This is a genomic window from Desulfatiglans parachlorophenolica, from assembly GCF_055394735.1.
In genome coordinates, this window is sequence record NZ_AP042460.1 from 1,347,418 (window position 1) to 1,365,494 (window position 18,077).

Here is an 18,077-nt window from a genome sequence, read left to right on the forward strand (position 1 = left end):
GGTCGGGCCTGCGCCGGTAAGCCCCCCGCGAGACACGCCTGACCAGGCGATGGACGTCGGACAACCCGGAAAGGCATTGGGGGCTGATACCAGAGGGGGCACACTCTGCCTCTGACGGCATCAGCGGCCGTCCTTACGGGGGCCGCGGTCCGCATTTGCAGCCTGCAGCGGCATCAGGGTGCATCCCGAAGAGATGGTAAGGAGCAGGCGGCGCGATGCCTGTGACAAAAAACATTGTATCAGAACGAACCTATTTCCGTCGACGTGCTTATTTCTTACCCCAACCCGATGCCGGTTGCAATGGGCAAAGCATCCGCTCCCAAAAAGCCGACCGATGTTTTTTCCTTGAATTCCAATCGATATTCCCGATAATAACCGGAGCATTCTCGATCTGAACTTTCCGCCGGAAACGCGCACCCCATGATCTTCACCACCCAAAACGGACAGAGCTTCGACACCGACAGGGACCTCTCGGCGCCGGAGCGGCACATTCTTCAGAAGCTTTTCGCCTGGGAGGCCCTCTCGAGCAGTCTGGAACAGTTTCAGGAAAAGAAGCGCGAGGCGCTCGATAAGGGTTGGAACCAGTCCGGCCCCGTTGAGGCCGGAGCGGCATTGAAGGCGATCATTCGCGATCTCGAACGGAAGGTCCGTGACCGCCTTGCCTGAGATGCCTTTCCAGAGAAAGATCCTCTACATCGAGCGGAGGTGCGCCGCCCGTGACGAAATCTGCCAGATGCTTGAGAAGGATCCCGATGCCTTGAAATCCGATCCCCACAAGCGCGTGATGCCGCCGGCCAAGCCCGGCGGCGGCCGAGGGCCTTCGACGGAGATGCTCCGTGTGGGGCTCGTGGGCGGCGGAGAGCACAGTTGCGGGATCCTGACGGGACTCTACGAGGGGCCCAGGCAGCGGCTTGCCGTCAAGGTGATCGGCGTCGCCGACCCCGACCGGAAGGCGGTGGGCATGAAGCTCGCGCGCGCGATGGGGATCTACACGACGGAGCGTTATGAAGACCTCTGCGGCCAGCCGGGGCTGGACGCCCTCCTCGTAACAGGGGACCGGCCGGAGGCGGAAGCCGCCGTTTCGGCGTGCAAACCCGCCGGGGTGCGGTTGATCGACGGCAAGATCTGCAGCCTCCTGATCCAGCCGCTCATCCGGGAGCATGCGGCGGAGCCCCGTGACGTCTGCACGCCCGGAACCGTCCAGGATACCCAGACCATCCTCGACTCCCTCCCCTACCGCATCATGGTGGTCAACACCGACATGACGATCCACACGGTCAACAAGACCTTTCTGCGCGAAAACCGCCTCGACTATCAGGACATCCTCGGCAAGCACTGCTACGAGCTGCGCTACGGACTCACGAAGCCCTGCAAAGAGTGCGGGCGGGCGTGCTACCTCGAGGAGGTGCAGAAGACCGGGGAAACCATCAGCACGATCCACGAGTTCGAAGATGAAAACGGGGAGACGCGCTACGAGGTGGTCACCGTCTCCCCCATCCTGAACGAAAAGGGCGAGACCGTGCAACTGCTAGAGGCCTCACGGGACGTCACGGACCGCATCCGGCTCGAAAAGGAGGTCGAAAAGAGCAACATCTTTCTGCAGAACGTCATCCAGAGCACCGTCGACGGCATCGTGGTGGTGGATACAAAGGGCAACGTCCTGATCTTCAACGAGGGGATGGAGCGGCTGACGGGCTTTTCGGCCAAGGAGATCGTGGACCACGGCCATCTCAGTATTTTCTACGACATAGACGTCGCGCGCGCCAACATGAAGAAGATGCGCAGCGGCCTCTACGGACCACCCGGGAAGCTCAACCCGACGAGCATGCAGATCACGGCGAAGGACGGCGAAAAGATCCCGATCACCCTGACCGCCTCGCTCATCACGATCGACGGGAAGGACATCGGCAGCGTCGGCGTCTTCACCGACATGCGGGAGGTGCTGCAGATGCGGCGGGATCTCGAGGAGGCCCACGTTCATCTCGTGCAGTCGGAGCGGATCGCCTCGGTCGGCCGGATGGCGGCCGGCGTCGCCCACGAAATCAACAACCCGCTCTCCGGCATCCTCATCTATGCCGAACTGCTGAAGGAAGCGCTGCAGGGCCGCGAGCAGCACCTGAAGGACATCCAGGAAATCATCGACCAGACCCTGCGCTGCAAGCATATCGTGGCGGAGCTTCTGGAGTTCAGCCGCCAGTCCGTCGGCAAGGTCGCCTCGTTCGGCCTGGAACAGCTCATCACCAAGACCCTGAACCTTCTGGTCCACCAGGCCACCTTCCAGAACATCCAGGTCTCGAAGGAGATCGAACCCGAGATGCCCGACATGGTAGGTGACATGGGGCAGCTCCAGCAGGTCTTCACCAACCTCTTCATCAACGCGGCCGACGCCATGAACTACAAGGGTAACCTGGCGATCAAGGCGCGCTACGAGCCAGGCCAGTGCCGATTCATCATCGAGGTCTCGGACTCCGGTCCCGGCATCCCGGAGGAACTGCGCGACAAGGTCTTCGACATCTTCTTCAGTACGAAACCGGTTGGAAAAGGCACGGGCCTGGGCCTGAGCATCTCCCAGAACATCATCAAGCTCCATGGCGGCCAGATCTCTTTCGAGTGCCCGCCGGGAGGCGGCACGACCTTCAGGATCGAACTCCCGCTCGACTACACGTGCAGGGAAGAGGATAAACCCGTATTCATTGGACTGGACGATGACGGATGACAAGCCCGACATTCTGGTGGTAGACGACGAGAAGACCATCCGGGACGGTTGCCACCGCGTACTTTCGACCCGGGGCTACACGGTCACCGGAGCGGAGAACGGACAGGTCGCCCTCGACATCCTGCAAAAGCAGCCGGTGGACGTGATCCTGCTCGATCTCAAGATGCCCGTAATGGACGGGGAGACGCTGCTCGAGATCCTGAACGAGTGCTATGCGGACATCCCCGTGATCATCATCACCGGGCACGGGACCGTGGATACGGCGGTCATGTGCATGAAAAAAGGCGCCTACGACTTCATCACGAAGCCGTTCCAGATCGACCCTTTCCTCCTGACCATCGCCCGGGCCGCGGAAAAGCGGCGGCTCGAGCAGCAGGCCAGGCGGTTCCAGGAAGAGAACAGCCGCAACCTCTACGACCTGAGCCTCGAGAAGAGCCGGCTGCGCACGATCATCAATTGCCTGGCGAACGGCGTCATGGTGACCAACCGCAACCTCGAGGTCGTGCTGCACAACCCGGCCCTGATGCGGCTTCTGGAACTCGGACCCGACACGGCCTTCCCCGCCTCCGTCAAGGCCTTCCTGCAGGACGAGGCCCTGATCGGGACGCTCAAGAAGATCCAGTCAGGCGAATCGGCCCCGGATGCCACCATCGCGCAGGAGATCCAGGCCGGGCGGCGGTTTCTGCGAGCCATCTCCGCACCGGCCCTCGGCCCCGAAGACGGGGTCGTGGGAACCGTGACGGTCCTCGAAGACATCACGCCCTTCAAGCAGCTCGACGCGATGAAGACGGATTTCGTGCACATGGTCGCTCATGAGCTGCGCAGCCCCCTTGTCTCCATCCGGCAGCAGCAGAGCGTGATGCTGGAGGGCCTGGCCGGGCCGCTCGACCCGAAGCAGAAGGACTTCATCGCGCGGGGGATGAAGAAGATCGACGGGCTGCTGGACCTCATCAACGACCTCCTGGACATCGCCAAGATCGAATCCGCCCACTCCACGCAGACGCGCGTGCCAACCGACCTCCAGAAGATCATCGAAGAGACGGTCGCTTTGATGGAGCCGCGCGCCCGCGAGCAGGGCGTTACGGTCCGCTTTACGGCCCGCAATCTTGGGCCGATCCCCGCCGACCCGAAGCACATGGACGAGGTCATGACGAACCTCATCAGCAATGCGATCAACTACTCGCCCGACGGGGGCGAGGTGACGATCAGCGCCGAGGGACAAGGGGAGTATGTGGAGATCGAGATCCGGGACCGGGGCATCGGCATCGCACCGGAGGAACTGCCCAAGATCTTCGACAAGTTCTACCGGGTCAAGAACCCCAGGACGCGCCAGGTCATGGGCACCGGGCTCGGGCTTGCCATCGTGAAGGGCGTGATCGAGGCGCACCACGGGAGCATCGATGTCGAAAGCGTCCCGGACGGCGGCACCACCTTCCGGATCCTCCTGCCCGCCCTGGCGCCCTGAGGGCCGCCTGCACAGGCGTCGAGCTTTTGCAGTCCCGAATGAGAACGCTTGTTTCCCGGGCCTGATCGAAAAGGAATCCCGATGACGTATGATTCCATCCGCCGCGTCCTTATCGTCGACGACGAGGCGGTCGTCCGAAGCGGCATCAGCCGCGCGCTGCAGAGCCGTGGACTCGAGCCCGTCGCCGTCGCCGCGGCCGAGGAGGCGCTCCAGATGCTCGCCCGGGAGCATTTCGATCTGGCCCTCCTCGATATCCGCATACCGGACATGGACGGGGTCGAACTCCTGAAGCGCATCCGCACCGCGCACCCCGAACTTCCCGCCATCATGATCACCGGATACCCGACAATCGACACCGCGGTCCACGCGATGAAGCTCGGGGCGCTCGACTACCTCGTCAAGCCCTTCCGCCTGGACGACCTCGACGCGGCCCTCAAAAAGATCGTCTGGCCGCCGGAGGGCGACCAGGGCCATGCCGAGGCGCTGGGGGAAAAGGGCCTCCGGATCGACTCTAAGGACAGCCTCATCATCGGGCAGAGCCGTCCGATGAAGAAGATCTTCGAGAAGATCCTGCGCGTAGCACCGACGGACAGCACGGTTCTCATCACGGGCGAGAGCGGGACAGGCAAAGAGCTCGTCGCGCAGGCGATCCACGCTAAGAGCCTCCGGAAGGACCAGGAGTTCGTAGCCGTCGACTGCTCGTCCCTCGTCGAGACGCTGCTCGAAAGCGAGCTTTTCGGGCACGTCAAGGGGTCCTTCACCGGCGCCATCCAGACCAAGCACGGACTCTTCGAACTCGCCAACCACGGGACCTTCTTCTTCGACGAGGTCTCCAACCTGAGCCTCAAGATCCAGGCGAAGCTCCTCCGGGTGATTCAGGAGCGCGAGTTCATGAAGGTCGGGGATCAGAAAAAGACGCGCCTCGACATTCGGATCCTCTCGGCCAGCAACCGGAACCTGGCCGAAAGCGTCGCCGCCGGGACCTTCCGGGAAGACCTCTTCTACCGTCTGAGCGTCGTGCCGCTCAGGCTCCCGCCGCTCAGGGAGCGTACCGACGACATCCCGCTCCTGATCCACCACTTCCTCGAAAAGTACTGCCGCAAGCTGAAGCGCGCCCTCCCCGAAGTCTCCTCCGAGGCGATGGAGATCCTTCAGGAGTACGGGTGGCCCGGCAACGTCCGGGAGCTCGAGCATACCATCGAGCGGGTCCTGATCCTGGAGGACACCCCGGTCATCCGCGCACGCGACCTGCCCGCCTTCATCTCCCAGCGCCAGGGCGAGTTTCAGATGTTCTCGGAGGAGCCCTTCACCCTGGAAGAGCTCGAAAAGAAGTACATCGCCTTCGTCCTGCGCCTCACCCGCGGAAAAAGGATCAAGGCCGCCGAGATCCTCGGCATCAACCGCAAGACGCTCGGCCTGAAGATCAAGAAGTACGGGCTCGAATAGATGAGGCTCCCGCCCTCTCATCGGATGATGCGGTGTGACATCGAGTTATCAGGAGACACACGCTCTTACTGGCATTGAAGGCAAGAAAATCGTCCCATTTGAATTGCGAGCCGCCTCTAGCGGAAAAGGGAGCATCTCATGCAGCAAAGAATTACGGTGAATCCAAACGTTCATTTTGGGAAACCTTGTGTGGCGGGGAAAAGGATTCCTGTGCAGAATGTGCTGGAATTGATTGAGGAAGGCCTACCCTTCGACGAAATCATAACGGGCTACTATCCGCAACTGACTTTTGACAATATCAAGGCCTGCCTGCAACTGAAAAAGCGCCAATCAGAAGGCATCCATTCTGAGGGACACCTCTGCTCTCGACGCAGCGACGCCCCTACGCATTGACAGATTGGGCGGACCTGCTTTATAATGCGGTAAAACAACCGTCAAATCAGGAGTCAAACCATGCCCCTCGTGAAACTCAGCGGCAAGTCACAAATCGTTTTGCCAGCGGATATCCGCAGGCGCCTCGGGTTGAAGCCTGGCGACGTGCTTCAAGTCTTGGAGGAAAGGGGCAGCATTGTCATCCGCAAGGCAGCCCATTCCCATGTAGATGCCTTGGAACAGTGTGCCTCGACTATCTGGCGCAACTATGAACTAGAAATGGAGGGATCCAGGGCGCAATGGGACAGTTGAAGATCGCATCCCTTGCGCAAGGCCAAAAGCTTGCGCTGGATACCCCGGTGCTCATCTACTTTCTCGAAAAGCATCCGGTTCACTTCGAGGTGGTGCGGGAACTTTTCCGCGCGATCGAAGCGGGGCGTTTCACGGGCGTGATTTCTACTCTGCTGTTCGCAGAATTGCTTGTTCCTGCATATCGGGCAGAGGACCCCAAAAGGGCGAATACCCTTCTCAACCTTCTAACCACCTTCCCAAATCTGCAGATATGTCCCCTTGACTCCAAAATCTCCGCTGAAGCGGCTCGCCTGCGCGCACTGTACGGACTGCGGACCCCCCCGACGCCATCCACGCCGCGACTGCGCTGGCAACCCATTCCGACGCTATCGTCACCAACGATACGGACTTTCTGAAATCTGCCCAGGCTATAGAGGTTCTGCTGCTGGATCAGCACCCCATGAGGCACAAGGTAACAGATGGGGCATTATGACGCATCTGCATAAAACAATTTTATATCAATAAGTTAATAGTCACCGCTCGTTAGACTGGTACAAATTGCCCCACTGACCTCATCTCCTCCCCCTCCCCTTGAGTGGTGCGAACAGTTCTTTCTCGTGTAAATTCAATCATTAAGTCTTTTTGGCACTATTGATGCTTCTTACTCGGGCGCATCCGGGGATCCGGCGCTTGGTTCGCGGAATCCCCTCTCAGAGATGCAGGCCCCGGAGAGAAGGGCTGAACGGTGGACAGCAAGACAACCTGAAAAGGTCACACCTTATGGATGCATCGCGCAAGACCGTTCTCATCGCCGAACCGCAGAGCGTCATGGCCCCGGAGCTGCGGCCTTTCATGGATGACAACGGACTCGAGGGGGTGCATGCCGGCACCCTCAAGGAGACCCTCCTGACCATCCAGAACCAGCGCGTGGACGCCCTGGTCCTCGACGCATCTCTGCTCGAGGAAGACTGCACCTTCATCTCCATCATCAAGGGCATGGCCGAGGATCTTCCGATCATCATCTGCGCCGAGACCAACACGCCGGAGTTCGAGAGCAAGGTGCGCCAGCAGCGAATCTTTTTTTACCACATCAAGTCGTTTGGCATTCAGGACCTCGAAATGGCGATCGCCAACGCCATGAACAGGCCGCCACATTAATTCCTGGGAGGAATCATGAGCATGAAACTGGAGGCAAAGATCAAAGCCGGTGAATTTATCGTCCTGGGCGAACTGGAGCCGCCGAAGGGGGCGGATTTCTCGATACTGCTGAAAAACGCCAACCTGGTCAAGGGCCGCGTGGACGCGCTGGTGATCCCCGAGATGGCCAACGCCGTCATGAAGGCGAGTTCGCTTGCGGGCTGCGCCTATCTGCAGGGGCACGGGTTCGACACGGTTATGCAGGCCTGCTGCCGCGACCGGAACCGCCTCGCGCTCCAGGCCGACTTGCTCGGAGCCGCCGCCCTCGGGATCCCATCCGTCATGGCCGTGCAGGGGGAGGATATCACCTTCGGCGACCACCACCAGGCCCGCGCGGTCAACGACCTCGATCTGCTCGAACTCCTCGGCATGCTCCAGACCCTCGGCCGGGGCAAGGACATGGCCGGCATCGAACTGCAGGGCGCCGCGCCGGACTTCCTTGTGGGTAGCACCTTCAACGCCGGGGCGGCAGGCGGCGCCCTCGAGGTGGAGCTGGCCGAACTGCAAAAAAAGACCGACCTCGGCGTACGCTTCATCGTCACCACTCCGATCTTCGAGCCGGATCGGCTGAAGGCCGTCCTGAAGCGAATCGACACCTCGCGCGTCGCCGTCATCCCGACCGTCCTGCTGCTCAAATCCGCCGGCATGGCGCGCTACATCGACCGCAACATCCGCCACATCTCCATTCCTCCCGACACCATCCAATCGATCCAGAAGGCCGGGGACAAGGCCTACCAGTGCACGAAGATCGCCGGTGAGCTCGTGGCCGCCTTCAGGGAGATGGGGCTTGCCGGAACCTTGATTTCAACCATCGGGTGGGAGGACAAGCTCCCCCAGGTCCTGGACATCGCCAGGCTCTAAGAAAGGAAACCAGCATCATGACGGAGAATCAGGCAAAAAAGGTATCGGGATCGGTCATGGTGGTGGGGGGCGGCATTGCCGGGATGCAGTCCGCCCTCGACCTCGCCAACTCGGGGTACTACGTCTACCTGGTGGAGAAATCCTCTGCCATCGGCGGGCTCATGTCCCAGCTGGACAAGACCTTCCCCACCAACGACTGTGCCATGTGAGTGATCTCACCCAAACTGGTCGAGGTCGGCCGGCACCTGAACATCGAGTTGTTGACCAATGCGGAACTGATGGACCTCGAAGGGGACGAGGGGCTGTTCCAGGCCCGCGTGAGGCTGGAGCCCCGCTACGTGGACCTCTCGAAGTGCACGAGCTGCGGCGAGTGCACCAAGGTCTGCCCGATCGAACTCGACGACGAGTACAACCTCGGGCTCAGCAAACGCAAAGCCACCTACAAGAAATACCCCCAGGCCATCCCGGGCGGCTATGCCATCAGCAAACGCGGCACCGCGCCCTGTAAGGCCACCTGCCCCGCACACGTCAGCATCCAGGGCTACATCGCCCTCATCAACCAGGGGAAATACCGCGAGGCGCTCGAGCTCTTCATGGAGGCGCACCCCTTCCCCGCGGTCTGCGGGCGCGTCTGCCACCATCCCTGCGAGGGGATCTGTACGCGGGGGGACGTGGACGAACCGATCTCCATCCAGTACCTCCACCGGTTCCTCGCCGACGTCGACCGGAGCGGCGGTGAGCCGTATGTGCCGGCGGTCCCCGAGGAGAAGCGGGACGAAAAGGTGGCGGTCGTCGGCGCCGGCCCGTCCGGCCTGGCGGCGGCCTATTTCCTGGCGCTGAAGGGGTATACCGTCACGGTCTTCGAAAAGCTCCCGGTGGCGGGCGGCATGATGGCCGTCGGCATCCCGGCCTACCGGCTGCCGCGCGACATCCTGGCGCGGGAGATCGGCATCGTCGAGGCCATGGGGGTCGAGATCCGGACCGGGGTCGCCTTCGGCGAGGACATCACCCTCGAAGGGCTCGAGGCCGACGGGTACAAGGCCGTTTTCATCGGGACGGGGCTGCATCTGAGCCGCGGCCTGAACGTGCCCGGGGAGGACCTCCCCGGTGTGCTGAAGGGCGTCGACTTCCTGCGTGAAACGGCGCTCGAACGGCCGGTTGCGGTGGGCGAGCGCGTCGTCGTGGTCGGGGGCGGCAACGTGGCCGTAGACGTGGCCCTGACGGCCCTCCGTGAGGGCGGGAAGGATGTCACCCTCGTCTGCCTCGAGAAGCGCGAGGAGATGCCCGCCTGGGACTACGAAATCGAAGAGGCGCTCGAGGAAGGGGTCAAGATCGTGAACAGCCTCGGACCCCGCGCCTTCATCGAGAAGGACGGGCGGCTCGCCGGGCTCGAGTTCAAGCGTTGCACCGCCGTCTTCGACGAAAAGGGCGCCTTCCGCCCGCAGTACGACGAGGCGGATCTCACCACCCTCGAGGCCGACACGGTCATCGTGGCCATCGGCCAGGCGGCGGATCTCTCCTACGCCGAGAAGGAAGGGATCACGGTCGGTGCGCGCGGGGGACTCACGGCCGACCCGGTGACGCTCCAGACGCCGGCCCAATGGGTCTTTGCGGGCGGCGACGTCTTCTACGGCCCGAAATCGGTCGTGGAGGCGGTCGAGTGCGGCAAGACCGCGGCGGAGAGCATCGACCGGTACCTGAACAACGTCGACCTCCGCGAGGGGCGTGAAAAGGATTGGTCCTACGAGAAGCCCGACGCCAAGGGGGAGCCCTTCCGTCCGCGGGTCGAGATGCGCCATCTGCCCGTCCAGGAGCGGCGCGGGAACTTCCGGGAGATCAACCTCGGCTTCAGCGAAGAGGAGGTCCGGGAGGAAGCGCAACGATGCCTCAAGTGCGGGATCTGCAGCGAGTGCTACCAGTGCGTGAAGGCGTGCCTCGCCCAGGCGATCGACCACGAGCAGAAGGCCCTCGAGCGGGAGATCACCGTGGGGTCCGTCATCCTCTGCCCCGGCAACGACATGTTCGATCCCTCCCCATACGAGGAACTCTATCACTACCAGTCGCACCCGAACATCCTCACGAGCGGGGAGTTCGAGCGGATCCTGAGCGCCTCCGGCCCCACGATGGGCCACCTCCAGCGGCCGTCGGACCAGAAGGAGCCGCGGAAGATCGCCTGGCTCCAGTGCGTGGGCTCGCGCGATCCGCACACGTGCGGGAACGGGTACTGCTCGGCCGTCTGCTGCATGTACGCCATCAAGGAGGCCGTGATCGCCAAGGACCACAGCAAGGAAGCGCTGGACACGGCGATCTTCTTCATGGACATGCGCACCTACGGGAAGGACTACGAGAAGTACTACAACCGGGCGGAGCGCGAGCACGGCGTCCGGTTCGTACGCTCGCGTGTCCACAGCATCAGCCCGATCCCCGGGACCGATGACCTGCAGATCGAGTACTCGGATGAAAGCGGCACCATCCACGGGGAGACCTTCGACATGGTGGTGCTGTCGGTCGGCCTCCAGATCAACCCCGAGACCGTGCGTCTGGCCGAGCGGGTCGGGGTCGATCTCGACCGCTACCACTTCGCCGCCACCGAGCCCTTCAGGCCCGTCAGCACGTCGCGTCCCGGTGTTTACGCCTGCGGCATCTTCCAGGGCCCGAAGGACATCCCCACCTCGGTCGTCGAAGCGAGTGCCGCGGCCTGTGCGGCCGGTTCGAAGCTCGACTCGGCGCGCTGGCTCGAGACGAAGGTCCTGGAGATCCCGGACGAGATCGACGTGGCGGGGCAGGAGCCCCGGATCGGCGTCTTCGTCTGCAATTGCGGGATCAACATCGCGGGCGTGGTGGACGTGCCGGCGGTGACCGAGTACGCAGCGGGGCTGCCGCACGTGGCGTTTGCCGACCACAATCTCTTCACCTGCTCCCAGGACACCCAGGACAAGATCAAGGAGGTCATCAAGGAGCACAACCTGAACCGCGTGGTCGTCGCCTCCTGTTCACCGAGGACCCACGAGCCGCTCTTCCAGGAGACGCTCCAGGCCTGCGGCCTCAACAAGTACCTTTTCGAGATGGCCAACATCCGCGACCAGGACTCCTGGGTGCACGCCGGCGACCACGAGGCCGCGACCCTCAAGGCCAAGGACCTCGTCCGCATGGCGGTCGCACGGGCCGGGTTTTTGCATCCGCTCCACGAGAAGCGGATCCCGGTCAACAAGCGCGCCCTCATCGTCGGCGGCGGCGTGGCCGGCATGAACGCGGCCCTCGGCCTGGCCGACCAGGGCTTCGAGACGGTGATCGTCGAAAAGGAGCCGCAGCTAGGCGGCCTCTCACGACAGCTCACCACCACCATCGAGGGGGCCGACATCCGCGCCTACATGGACAAGCTGATCGAGCGGGTGAACCAAAACGAGAAGATCCAGGTCCTGACCAACAGCCTCGTGGTCAACTTCGGCGGCTTCAAGGGGAACTTCACGACGGAGATCCTGGTCGGCCCCGGTATGTACGAGCGGAAAATAGATCACGGGGTGGTGATCATCGCAACAGGCGCCACCGAGTACGTGCCGAAGGAGTTCCTCTACGGGGAGAACGAGGGCGTGCTCACGCAGATCGAGCTCGGCCGACGGCTCGAGGAAACAGGGATCGACGGCGTCGACCGTGTGGTCATGATCCAGTGCGTGGGCTCACGCAACGAGGAGAACCCCAACTGCTCCAGGATCTGCTGCCAGAGCGCGGTCAAAAACGCGATCCACATCAAGGAGATGAACCCGGCGACCGATGTCTTCATCCTCTACCGCGACATGCGGATGTACGGGCTCCTCGAAGACTACTACCGCAAGGCCCGCGAGATGGGCGTCATCTTCGCCCGCTTCGAGCCGGAAAACCCGCCCCGGGTGGAAAGCTCGGACGATGGGCTCACGGTCACCTTCACCGACCACGTCCTGCAGCGCGACATCCGGGTCGCGGCCGAACTCGTCGCCCTCAGCGCCGGCATGCGCGCACAGGACACCGAGGAACTCGCCAGCATCATGAAGGTCCCGCGGAACGCGGAAGGGTATTTCCTGGAGGCGCATGTAAAGCTCCGGCCGGTCGAGATGGCGAGCGACGGGGTCTTCGTCTGCGGAACGGCGCACAGCCCGAAGCTCGTCTCGGAGACCATCGCCCAGGCCCTGGCGGCCGCCTCGCGCGCCACCACGTTCCTGTCGCAGACCGAGATCACCCTTTCGGCGGTGACGGCCCGGGTGGACCAGGACAAGTGCGCCTCCTGCCTCATCTGCGTGCGCTCCTGCCCCTACGGCGTGCCGCGCATCAACGAACTCGGTGCGAGCGAGATCGACGAGGCCCTCTGCCACGGCTGCGGCATCTGCGCGGCCGAGTGCCCGGCCAAGGCGATCGAGCTCAACTGGTACGAGGACGAACAGTTGATCAGCAAGGTGGACGCCCTGCTCGAGGGGGTGTTGTAGTCAGCGCATCCTCAAGGCCGGGGCGCTCCCCTGAAAAGGGGCCTCCGGCAGGCGGATCGGCGGACCACAGTCCGGGCGAAACGCCGCCCTCCGGACAGCACCGGGCGACTCCGCGCGACGGAAAGGCGGATGCCCCGCAGACAGATTAGGGGGCCGGCTCAACCAAACAGTTCGGCGAGGCCTAGGCTTTGCCGCAAAGGGGTCATCACAATGGAACAGAGCGAACCGATCATCGTCACATTTGCGTGCAACTTCTGAGGGTACACCGCCGCGGACCTGGCAGGTTCGATGAGGCTTCAGTACCCCGGGACAATCCGCATCATCCGCGTGCCCTGCACCGGCAAGGTAGACATCATCCACATGCTGCACGCCTTCGAAAAGGGCGCCGACGGGGTCTACATCGTCGGGTGCATGGAGGGGGACTGCCGCTTTATCCGCGGGAACCTCCGGGCCCGCCGGCGGGTGGAGGCGGCGCAGAAGATCCTCGACGCCGTCGGGATCGGCGGAGAGCGGCTGCAGATGTACAACCTGTCTTCAGGTGAGGGACCCCGCTTCGCGGAAATCGCCACCGAGATGACCGAGAAGATCAAGGCCCTCGGCCCCAATCCGATCAAGCTCGCCAGGAAGGCCGCCTGATGGAGCGCCGAGGCTGAATCCAGAATGCTCGAATCCAGTCGACGGCACCCGGATTTTTGTGCTGTTTTGGATTGCATAAATTTTGAAATGCCACTATGAAAGCATCAAGCGTTTTGACGAACCAGTGCCCGTTCCGGGGCCTTCCACGGCCTGCCGCGCGCGGTTGAGAAATGCCTCCCGGAGAGCGTGGCACGTTTCCCTTCGGTGAGAGGGGAAGCCGAGCAACCCTGCGCGATTGATTGAGAGGGAGCAAGACATGATTGTTGCCGAAAGGAAACCGATCGAAGAGATCATCGACTACGTGAAGGACAAACAATCCATTCTCGTAGCGGGCTGCAACGAGTGCGTCACCGTCTGTGAAGCGGGCGGGAAGAAGGAGGTCGGGGTCCTGGCCTCCGCACTGCGCATGTACTTCATGAACCAGGGCAAGGACGTCAAGATCGACGAGGTCACCCTCGAACGCCAGTGCGATCACGAGTACCTCGAGGAGATCCGGAACGTAATCGACAAGTACGATGCCGTCGTGTCCATCGCCTGCGGCGTGGGCGTGCAGTTCATGGCGGAAAAATACTTCTCGACCCCCATCTATCCCGGCGTCAACACCTGCTTCATGGGCGTCACGGAGGAGCGCGGGGTCTGGAGCGAGCGCTGCCAGGGCTGCGGCCAGTGCATACTGGGCCGCACCGCCGGGATCTGTCCTATTTCCCGCTGCGCGAAACGGCTTTTGAACGGCCCCTGCGGCGGATCCTCAAAGGGCAAGTGCGAGATCAGCAAGGACGTCCCTTGCGCCTGGCAGCTGATCATCGACCGCCTGAAGGAACTCGGACGCCTCGACGACTACGAGATTCTTGCGCCCATCAAGGATTGGTCGACCGACCGGGCCGGCGGCCCCAGAACCGTGGTGAGGGAGGATGTGAGACTATGAGCGGAATGGCTACCCTGAAGACACCCAGCAAGTTGGAAAAGATCCTGGCAGCCGGGCATCTCGCCGTCACATCCGAATGCGGCCCCCCGCGCGGGAGCGATCCCGAGGCGATCACCCGGAAGGCCGAGATGATCAAGGGCCATGTCGACGCCATCAACATCACCGACAACCAGACGTCGGTCACGCGGCTGTGCAGCCTGGCCTCCTGCATCCACATCAAGCTCATGGGCCTCGAGCCCATCCTGCAGATGGTCGTGCGGGACCGCAACCGGATCGCGCTTCAGAGCGACATCCTGGGGGCCGCCTCCTTCGATATCTTCAACATGCTCTGCCTCTCGGGCGACCACCAGAGTTTCGGGGACTGCCCGACCGGCCAGAACGTCTTCGACATCGACTCGATGCAGCTCATCCAGACGGTCCGGCGCATGCGCGACGAAGGCAAGTTCCTCGGCGGCGACGAGATCAAACGCCCGCCCCGCATGTTCGTAGGGGCCGCGGCGAACCCCTTCGCCGACCCCTTCGAGATCCGCGTCGCCCGGTTGGCCAAGAAGGTCGCGGCGGGCGCCGAGTTCATCCAGACGCAGTGCATCTACAACCTCGACAAGTTCGAAAAATGGATGCAGGGCGTCAGGGACCGGGGCCTGCACGAAAAGGTCCACATCCTGGCGGGTCTCACCCCCATGAAATCGGCCGGCATGGCCAAATACATGAAGAACCGGGTGCCGGGCATGGATGTGCCCGATGAGATCATCAAACGCATGAGCGGCGTCCCGAAGGAAAAACAGCCCCAGGAAGGGCTCGACATCTGCGTCGAGGCCATCCAGCGTTTGAAGGAAGTGGAAGGCGTACACGGATTTCACATCATGGCCATCGAATGGGAAGATAAAGTTCCGGAACTCGTCGAAAGGGGTAGACTCTATCCCCGGCCCCAGATAGATTAGATTTGGAAACCGGCTTGTTCCGGCAAATCCTTTCCAGAGGGTTGCCAACTCATTCAAATCGTTTTCGCTTATTTGTTTAGGGCCATTTTTGTCTCGACTCGCGTGGAGCATTTCGAAATAGGGAACTCACAATTCAGGAGGTTTCGATATGGCAAAACATTACATTCTGGTGGTTGACGACGATCCCGATCTGGTGGAAACCGTGGCGATGATGCTGGAGAGCAAGGGCTGCGAAGTCGGCCGCGCCTATGACGGCGTGGAGGGGGAGGAGTCCATCGAGCAGCGCCGGCCCGACCTCGTCATCCTGGACGTCATGATGCCGAGGAAAGACGGCTACGTCCTCTGCGCCGAACTCAAATCGAAGGACGAGACCAAGGACATCCCGGTGGTGCTCCTGACCGCGGTGGGCGAGGCCGTCCCGACAACGACGTACACCCACCGGGACGGCATGTCCACGGAAGCCGACGACTACATTCCGAAACCCATCGACACCGAAGGGCTCTGGAAAGTGGTCAGCGGACTTCTTTAAGGATCTACAACACCGGCGGCGGGGAATGGCATGGGGACCTGTGCTCCCCTATCACTGGGCGGCTTCAAGATTCTTGACCAGGTGCTCTGGACCCCCTTGGCCGAGACCGGTCTGGACGGCTCTCCGGGAAGAAAGTTTTGCCAACTCCTCTCAACCCGCGAGGTCAACCTGCCGTTCCTGACTTTGGAACGTTCGGGCCCTCAGACCTACTGGAACATTGTTTTCGGGTCAGAGGACGCCCCCCGCGCCGACGAGATCCTCCCCGATCAAATCCTATGCGGAGGGCGGTCCGCGGTGCCGGGGGCCGTCCTCTCCCTTTTTCCACACCGGAACGACCCCGTCGTGGCGGGCAGGCTCATTCAGGCCTTCGCTCACGCATCGCTCTGGCCCTATGTGCTCGCGTTCTCGCCCTCGGCGCTCTCCGTCGTCCTCCCCGCTGCAGCCGTTCCGCAAGCAACCGAGGCTGTTTTCGGCCCGTTCTGCTTCGGCGCCTATCACACGCCCGTGGACTGGCGCCTCGCCCAGCAGGGAAAAGAGGCCCTTTTCAAAGAGGTCGTGGCCTCTTTCAGGGAAAGAAGGCCAAAGGTCTACGGGCTTCGCTGGGCGGACAACCTGCACCTTTTCAGCCTCACCCTCGACCAGCGGTCCATGCCGCTCGCCGGCATGATCCTGGAAGCGCTCGCCCCCACCGGCGGCCCGCTCCATTTCCTCATGTCGAGTCTCGCCGACCCGGTTTCGAAGACCCGGCTCCTCATCGCCGTTCCGGGAAACGCCCAGTTCGCGTGGTCAGCCGCCATCGGCCGGGAGGCAGAACTCGGGGTCTCCGCAACCAGCCGCCCGACCGTCCTTTTCACCATGAACGGGCCGCACTTCGGGGACCGCTACGGGATCACCGCGACCCTGCTTCAGGCGTTCGAGGAAGCCGGCGTCCACCTCATCGCCCTCAACTGCTCGGTCGCCTCCATCACGGGGCTCGTCGCCCCTGAGGAGGCCGAAAGGGCCATCGCCGCCATCGTCGCCTGCTTCGATGTCCCGGCGGTCATCAAACTGCCCGCCTGATATATCATGCAAACAACTTGTATTCTATCATGTTATAAGCAATACCTTATAAATTGCTTTAAATGGTCATTTCCATACTGCCCTAGCTTGTTTCCATCCGGAAATGATTTCGCGGTAGAACTCAGTTTCCGATCCGGAAATGAGGATTTTTTGCCAATATCAAGGAAATCAAGCGTTTGCGCGGAGGCGACCTGGTGCTCGCCGCACAAGCAAACGTGCAGATTGACGCCCAGATCGGCAAAAAAGACCATTTCCGAGTGGAACCTATTTAGATCAGACAGGCACAGAATATGGGGGGATTCTCGATTCTAAAAGGAGCAGAACCTTTGGATAAAAATGTCTTCATAAACTCCGATCGGTGGCGGGTGGTCCGGGTAAGCGCTAGGCTATTTCCTGGGTGGCCTGGGCAAAGCCTTCAGGCTGTGATTCGGGGCGTAAAATGGCAGACGCTGCAACCCTCTTCGGTAAGCAGGGTTCCGACCGTAATATGACGGGCCTTTTGTCGACTGGCCCGAAGAGCCGAAGCAAGCGTGGGGTGAGTTTGTCTGGTCCACAACATAAGGAGATTCGAGGCCGCCCATCGTCCTGGCTTCAAGCAGACTCTTCAGGGTATCGAGAAGGGCGCCGCCCCGAAGCCCGAAGGTTTGACGAAGCATATCGCCGGTCCGCCAAAACGCGGAGGTCGGATCCATCCGAGGCCCATCGAGGGTTAGAACCCCGGCAGCAATGCCCACTCGATTGTGCATCGACCCGTTTCGAGGCTCCTTCCAGGATCCCCCATTGCCTTGTCCGTCCCCGTTCCCGGCCGAATCTCCTCCCGGGCAAAAAATTCCCTATCCGCATAAATTCAACCGGATGCATGCCTGCAGCATAAATAGCGACCGCCCGATGGCGCGGCCCTCACCCGGCTTGGCGCAGAATTTGCGATATACCCCTACCTGACCTGCGCAGACCGAAGGCATGCACACCGTTTTGAGCATACGCACAAAGAGCCGCCTTCCAGTGCCTGGCCGATCCGTGATGATGGCAACCAGAAGCCGGGAGGGCGGATATGAACCATGGCAGAGCAGCTTTTCTTTCACTTTTTGTGATCATCACCTTCCTTTTCCTCCTCCCTGCCGGGGCCGCGCACAGCCGGGTCATGGTGTTCGAGGATGCCGAGGACGGCCGGACGACGAACCG

The 18,077-nt window shown here is 62.0% G+C and carries 17 protein-coding genes; 16 read left to right on the forward strand and 1 reads right to left on the reverse strand.

The features are described from left to right. The first annotated feature begins 420 nt into the window (after positions 1 to 420). From ACZ500_RS06400 to ACZ500_RS06475, 16 genes are all read left to right on the forward strand, one after another. Positions 421 to 666, forward strand: coding sequence for a hypothetical protein (locus tag ACZ500_RS06400; RefSeq protein ID WP_464231681.1), 246 nt, complete (start codon positions 421 to 423; stop codon positions 664 to 666). After that, entirely contained in the window at positions 650 to 2,716 is a 2,067-nt protein-coding gene (locus ACZ500_RS06405) for an ATP-binding protein (RefSeq protein ID WP_464231682.1), read from the forward strand. Before ACZ500_RS06400 ends, ACZ500_RS06405 begins: the two co-directional genes overlap by 17 nt. Then, complete coding sequence (locus tag ACZ500_RS06410) at positions 2,706 to 4,181, forward strand: ATP-binding response regulator (protein WP_464231683.1); 1,476 nt, start codon at positions 2,706 to 2,708, stop codon at positions 4,179 to 4,181. The genes ACZ500_RS06405 and ACZ500_RS06410 overlap by 11 nt, the downstream gene beginning before the upstream one ends. Before the next feature lie 81 nt (positions 4,182 to 4,262). After that, positions 4,263 to 5,627: a sigma-54-dependent transcriptional regulator gene (locus ACZ500_RS06415; protein ID WP_464231684.1), complete on the forward strand. Its 1,365-nt coding sequence runs from the start codon at positions 4,263 to 4,265 to the stop codon at positions 5,625 to 5,627. 138 nt (positions 5,628 to 5,765) lie between these two features. Next, positions 5,766 to 6,020, forward strand: a complete 255-nt coding sequence (locus ACZ500_RS06420; RefSeq protein ID WP_464231685.1) for a DUF433 domain-containing protein — start codon at positions 5,766 to 5,768, stop codon at positions 6,018 to 6,020. A 60-nt stretch (positions 6,021 to 6,080) separates the two neighbouring features. After that, the gene (locus ACZ500_RS06425; protein ID WP_464231686.1) at positions 6,081 to 6,311 is read left to right on the forward strand and encodes an AbrB/MazE/SpoVT family DNA-binding domain-containing protein; all 231 of its coding nucleotides are present in this window, start codon (positions 6,081 to 6,083) and stop codon (positions 6,309 to 6,311) included. Next, positions 6,299 to 6,706, forward strand: coding sequence for a type II toxin-antitoxin system VapC family toxin (locus ACZ500_RS06430; RefSeq protein WP_464231687.1), 408 nt, complete (start codon positions 6,299 to 6,301; stop codon positions 6,704 to 6,706). Before ACZ500_RS06425 ends, ACZ500_RS06430 begins: the two co-directional genes overlap by 13 nt. Further along, a complete protein-coding gene (locus ACZ500_RS06435; protein WP_464233008.1) occupies positions 6,658 to 6,783 on the forward strand; it encodes a hypothetical protein in 126 nt (41 codons plus the stop codon). The genes ACZ500_RS06430 and ACZ500_RS06435 overlap by 49 nt, the downstream gene beginning before the upstream one ends. 287 nt (positions 6,784 to 7,070) lie before the next feature. Continuing rightward, positions 7,071 to 7,448: a hypothetical protein gene (locus tag ACZ500_RS06440; protein ID WP_464231688.1), complete on the forward strand. Its 378-nt coding sequence runs from the start codon at positions 7,071 to 7,073 to the stop codon at positions 7,446 to 7,448. Positions 7,449 to 7,463: 15 nt separating this feature from the next. After that, positions 7,464 to 8,348: a methylenetetrahydrofolate reductase gene (locus tag ACZ500_RS06445; protein ID WP_464231689.1), complete on the forward strand. Its 885-nt coding sequence runs from the start codon at positions 7,464 to 7,466 to the stop codon at positions 8,346 to 8,348. A gap of 17 nt (positions 8,349 to 8,365) precedes the next feature. Then, positions 8,366 to 12,805, forward strand: coding sequence for an FAD-dependent oxidoreductase (locus ACZ500_RS06450; RefSeq protein ID WP_464231690.1), 4,440 nt, complete (start codon positions 8,366 to 8,368; stop codon positions 12,803 to 12,805). 210 nt (positions 12,806 to 13,015) lie between these two features. After that, entirely contained in the window at positions 13,016 to 13,441 is a 426-nt protein-coding gene (locus ACZ500_RS06455) for a hydrogenase iron-sulfur subunit (RefSeq protein ID WP_464231691.1), read from the forward strand. 256 nt (positions 13,442 to 13,697) lie between these two features. Next, the gene (locus ACZ500_RS06460) at positions 13,698 to 14,366 is read left to right on the forward strand and encodes a methylenetetrahydrofolate reductase C-terminal domain-containing protein (RefSeq protein ID WP_464231692.1); all 669 of its coding nucleotides are present in this window, start codon (positions 13,698 to 13,700) and stop codon (positions 14,364 to 14,366) included. A gap of 5 nt (positions 14,367 to 14,371) precedes the next feature. After that, positions 14,372 to 15,307 carry a methylenetetrahydrofolate reductase gene (locus ACZ500_RS06465; protein WP_464233009.1) on the forward strand — a complete coding sequence of 312 codons (936 nt, stop codon included), beginning with the start codon at positions 14,372 to 14,374 and terminating at the stop codon, positions 15,305 to 15,307. A 148-nt stretch (positions 15,308 to 15,455) separates the two neighbouring features. Then, the gene (locus tag ACZ500_RS06470; protein ID WP_296997431.1) at positions 15,456 to 15,836 is read left to right on the forward strand and encodes a response regulator transcription factor; all 381 of its coding nucleotides are present in this window, start codon (positions 15,456 to 15,458) and stop codon (positions 15,834 to 15,836) included. 30 nt (positions 15,837 to 15,866) lie between these two features. Next, positions 15,867 to 16,895, forward strand: a complete 1,029-nt coding sequence (locus ACZ500_RS06475; RefSeq protein ID WP_464231693.1) for a hypothetical protein — start codon at positions 15,867 to 15,869, stop codon at positions 16,893 to 16,895. A 32-nt stretch (positions 16,896 to 16,927) separates the two neighbouring features. Here the strand turns inward: ACZ500_RS06475 and ACZ500_RS06480 are convergent, their stop codons facing one another. Beyond that, positions 16,928 to 17,146 carry a hypothetical protein gene (locus ACZ500_RS06480; protein WP_464231694.1) on the reverse strand — a complete coding sequence of 73 codons (219 nt, stop codon included), beginning with the start codon at positions 17,144 to 17,146 and terminating at the stop codon, positions 16,928 to 16,930. Between the last annotated feature and the right edge of the window lie 931 nt (positions 17,147 to 18,077).

Excerpts from the sequence above, each read along its gene's own strand:
- ACZ500_RS06400 (WP_464231681.1), top strand. The coding sequence starts at position 421 with ATGATCTTCACCACCCAAAACGGACAGAGCTTCGACACCGACAGGGAC.
- ACZ500_RS06410 (WP_464231683.1), top strand. The coding sequence starts at position 2,706 with ATGACGGATGACAAGCCCGACATTCTGGTGGTAGACGACGAGAAGACC.
- ACZ500_RS06415 (WP_464231684.1), top strand. The coding sequence starts at position 4,263 with ATGACGTATGATTCCATCCGCCGCGTCCTTATCGTCGACGACGAGGCG.
- ACZ500_RS06420 (WP_464231685.1), top strand. The coding sequence starts at position 5,766 with ATGCAGCAAAGAATTACGGTGAATCCAAACGTTCATTTTGGGAAACCT.
- ACZ500_RS06425 (WP_464231686.1), top strand. The coding sequence starts at position 6,081 with ATGCCCCTCGTGAAACTCAGCGGCAAGTCACAAATCGTTTTGCCAGCG.
- ACZ500_RS06430 (WP_464231687.1), top strand. The coding sequence starts at position 6,299 with ATGGGACAGTTGAAGATCGCATCCCTTGCGCAAGGCCAAAAGCTTGCG.
- ACZ500_RS06440 (WP_464231688.1), top strand. The coding sequence starts at position 7,071 with ATGGATGCATCGCGCAAGACCGTTCTCATCGCCGAACCGCAGAGCGTC.
- ACZ500_RS06445 (WP_464231689.1), top strand. The coding sequence starts at position 7,464 with ATGAGCATGAAACTGGAGGCAAAGATCAAAGCCGGTGAATTTATCGTC.
- ACZ500_RS06460 (WP_464231692.1), top strand. The coding sequence starts at position 13,698 with ATGATTGTTGCCGAAAGGAAACCGATCGAAGAGATCATCGACTACGTG.
- ACZ500_RS06465 (WP_464233009.1), top strand. The coding sequence starts at position 14,372 with ATGGCTACCCTGAAGACACCCAGCAAGTTGGAAAAGATCCTGGCAGCC.
- ACZ500_RS06470 (WP_296997431.1), top strand. The coding sequence starts at position 15,456 with ATGGCAAAACATTACATTCTGGTGGTTGACGACGATCCCGATCTGGTG.
- ACZ500_RS06475 (WP_464231693.1), top strand. The coding sequence starts at position 15,867 with ATGGGGACCTGTGCTCCCCTATCACTGGGCGGCTTCAAGATTCTTGAC.
- ACZ500_RS06480 (WP_464231694.1), bottom strand. The coding sequence starts at position 17,146 with ATGGTCTTTTTTGCCGATCTGGGCGTCAATCTGCACGTTTGCTTGTGC.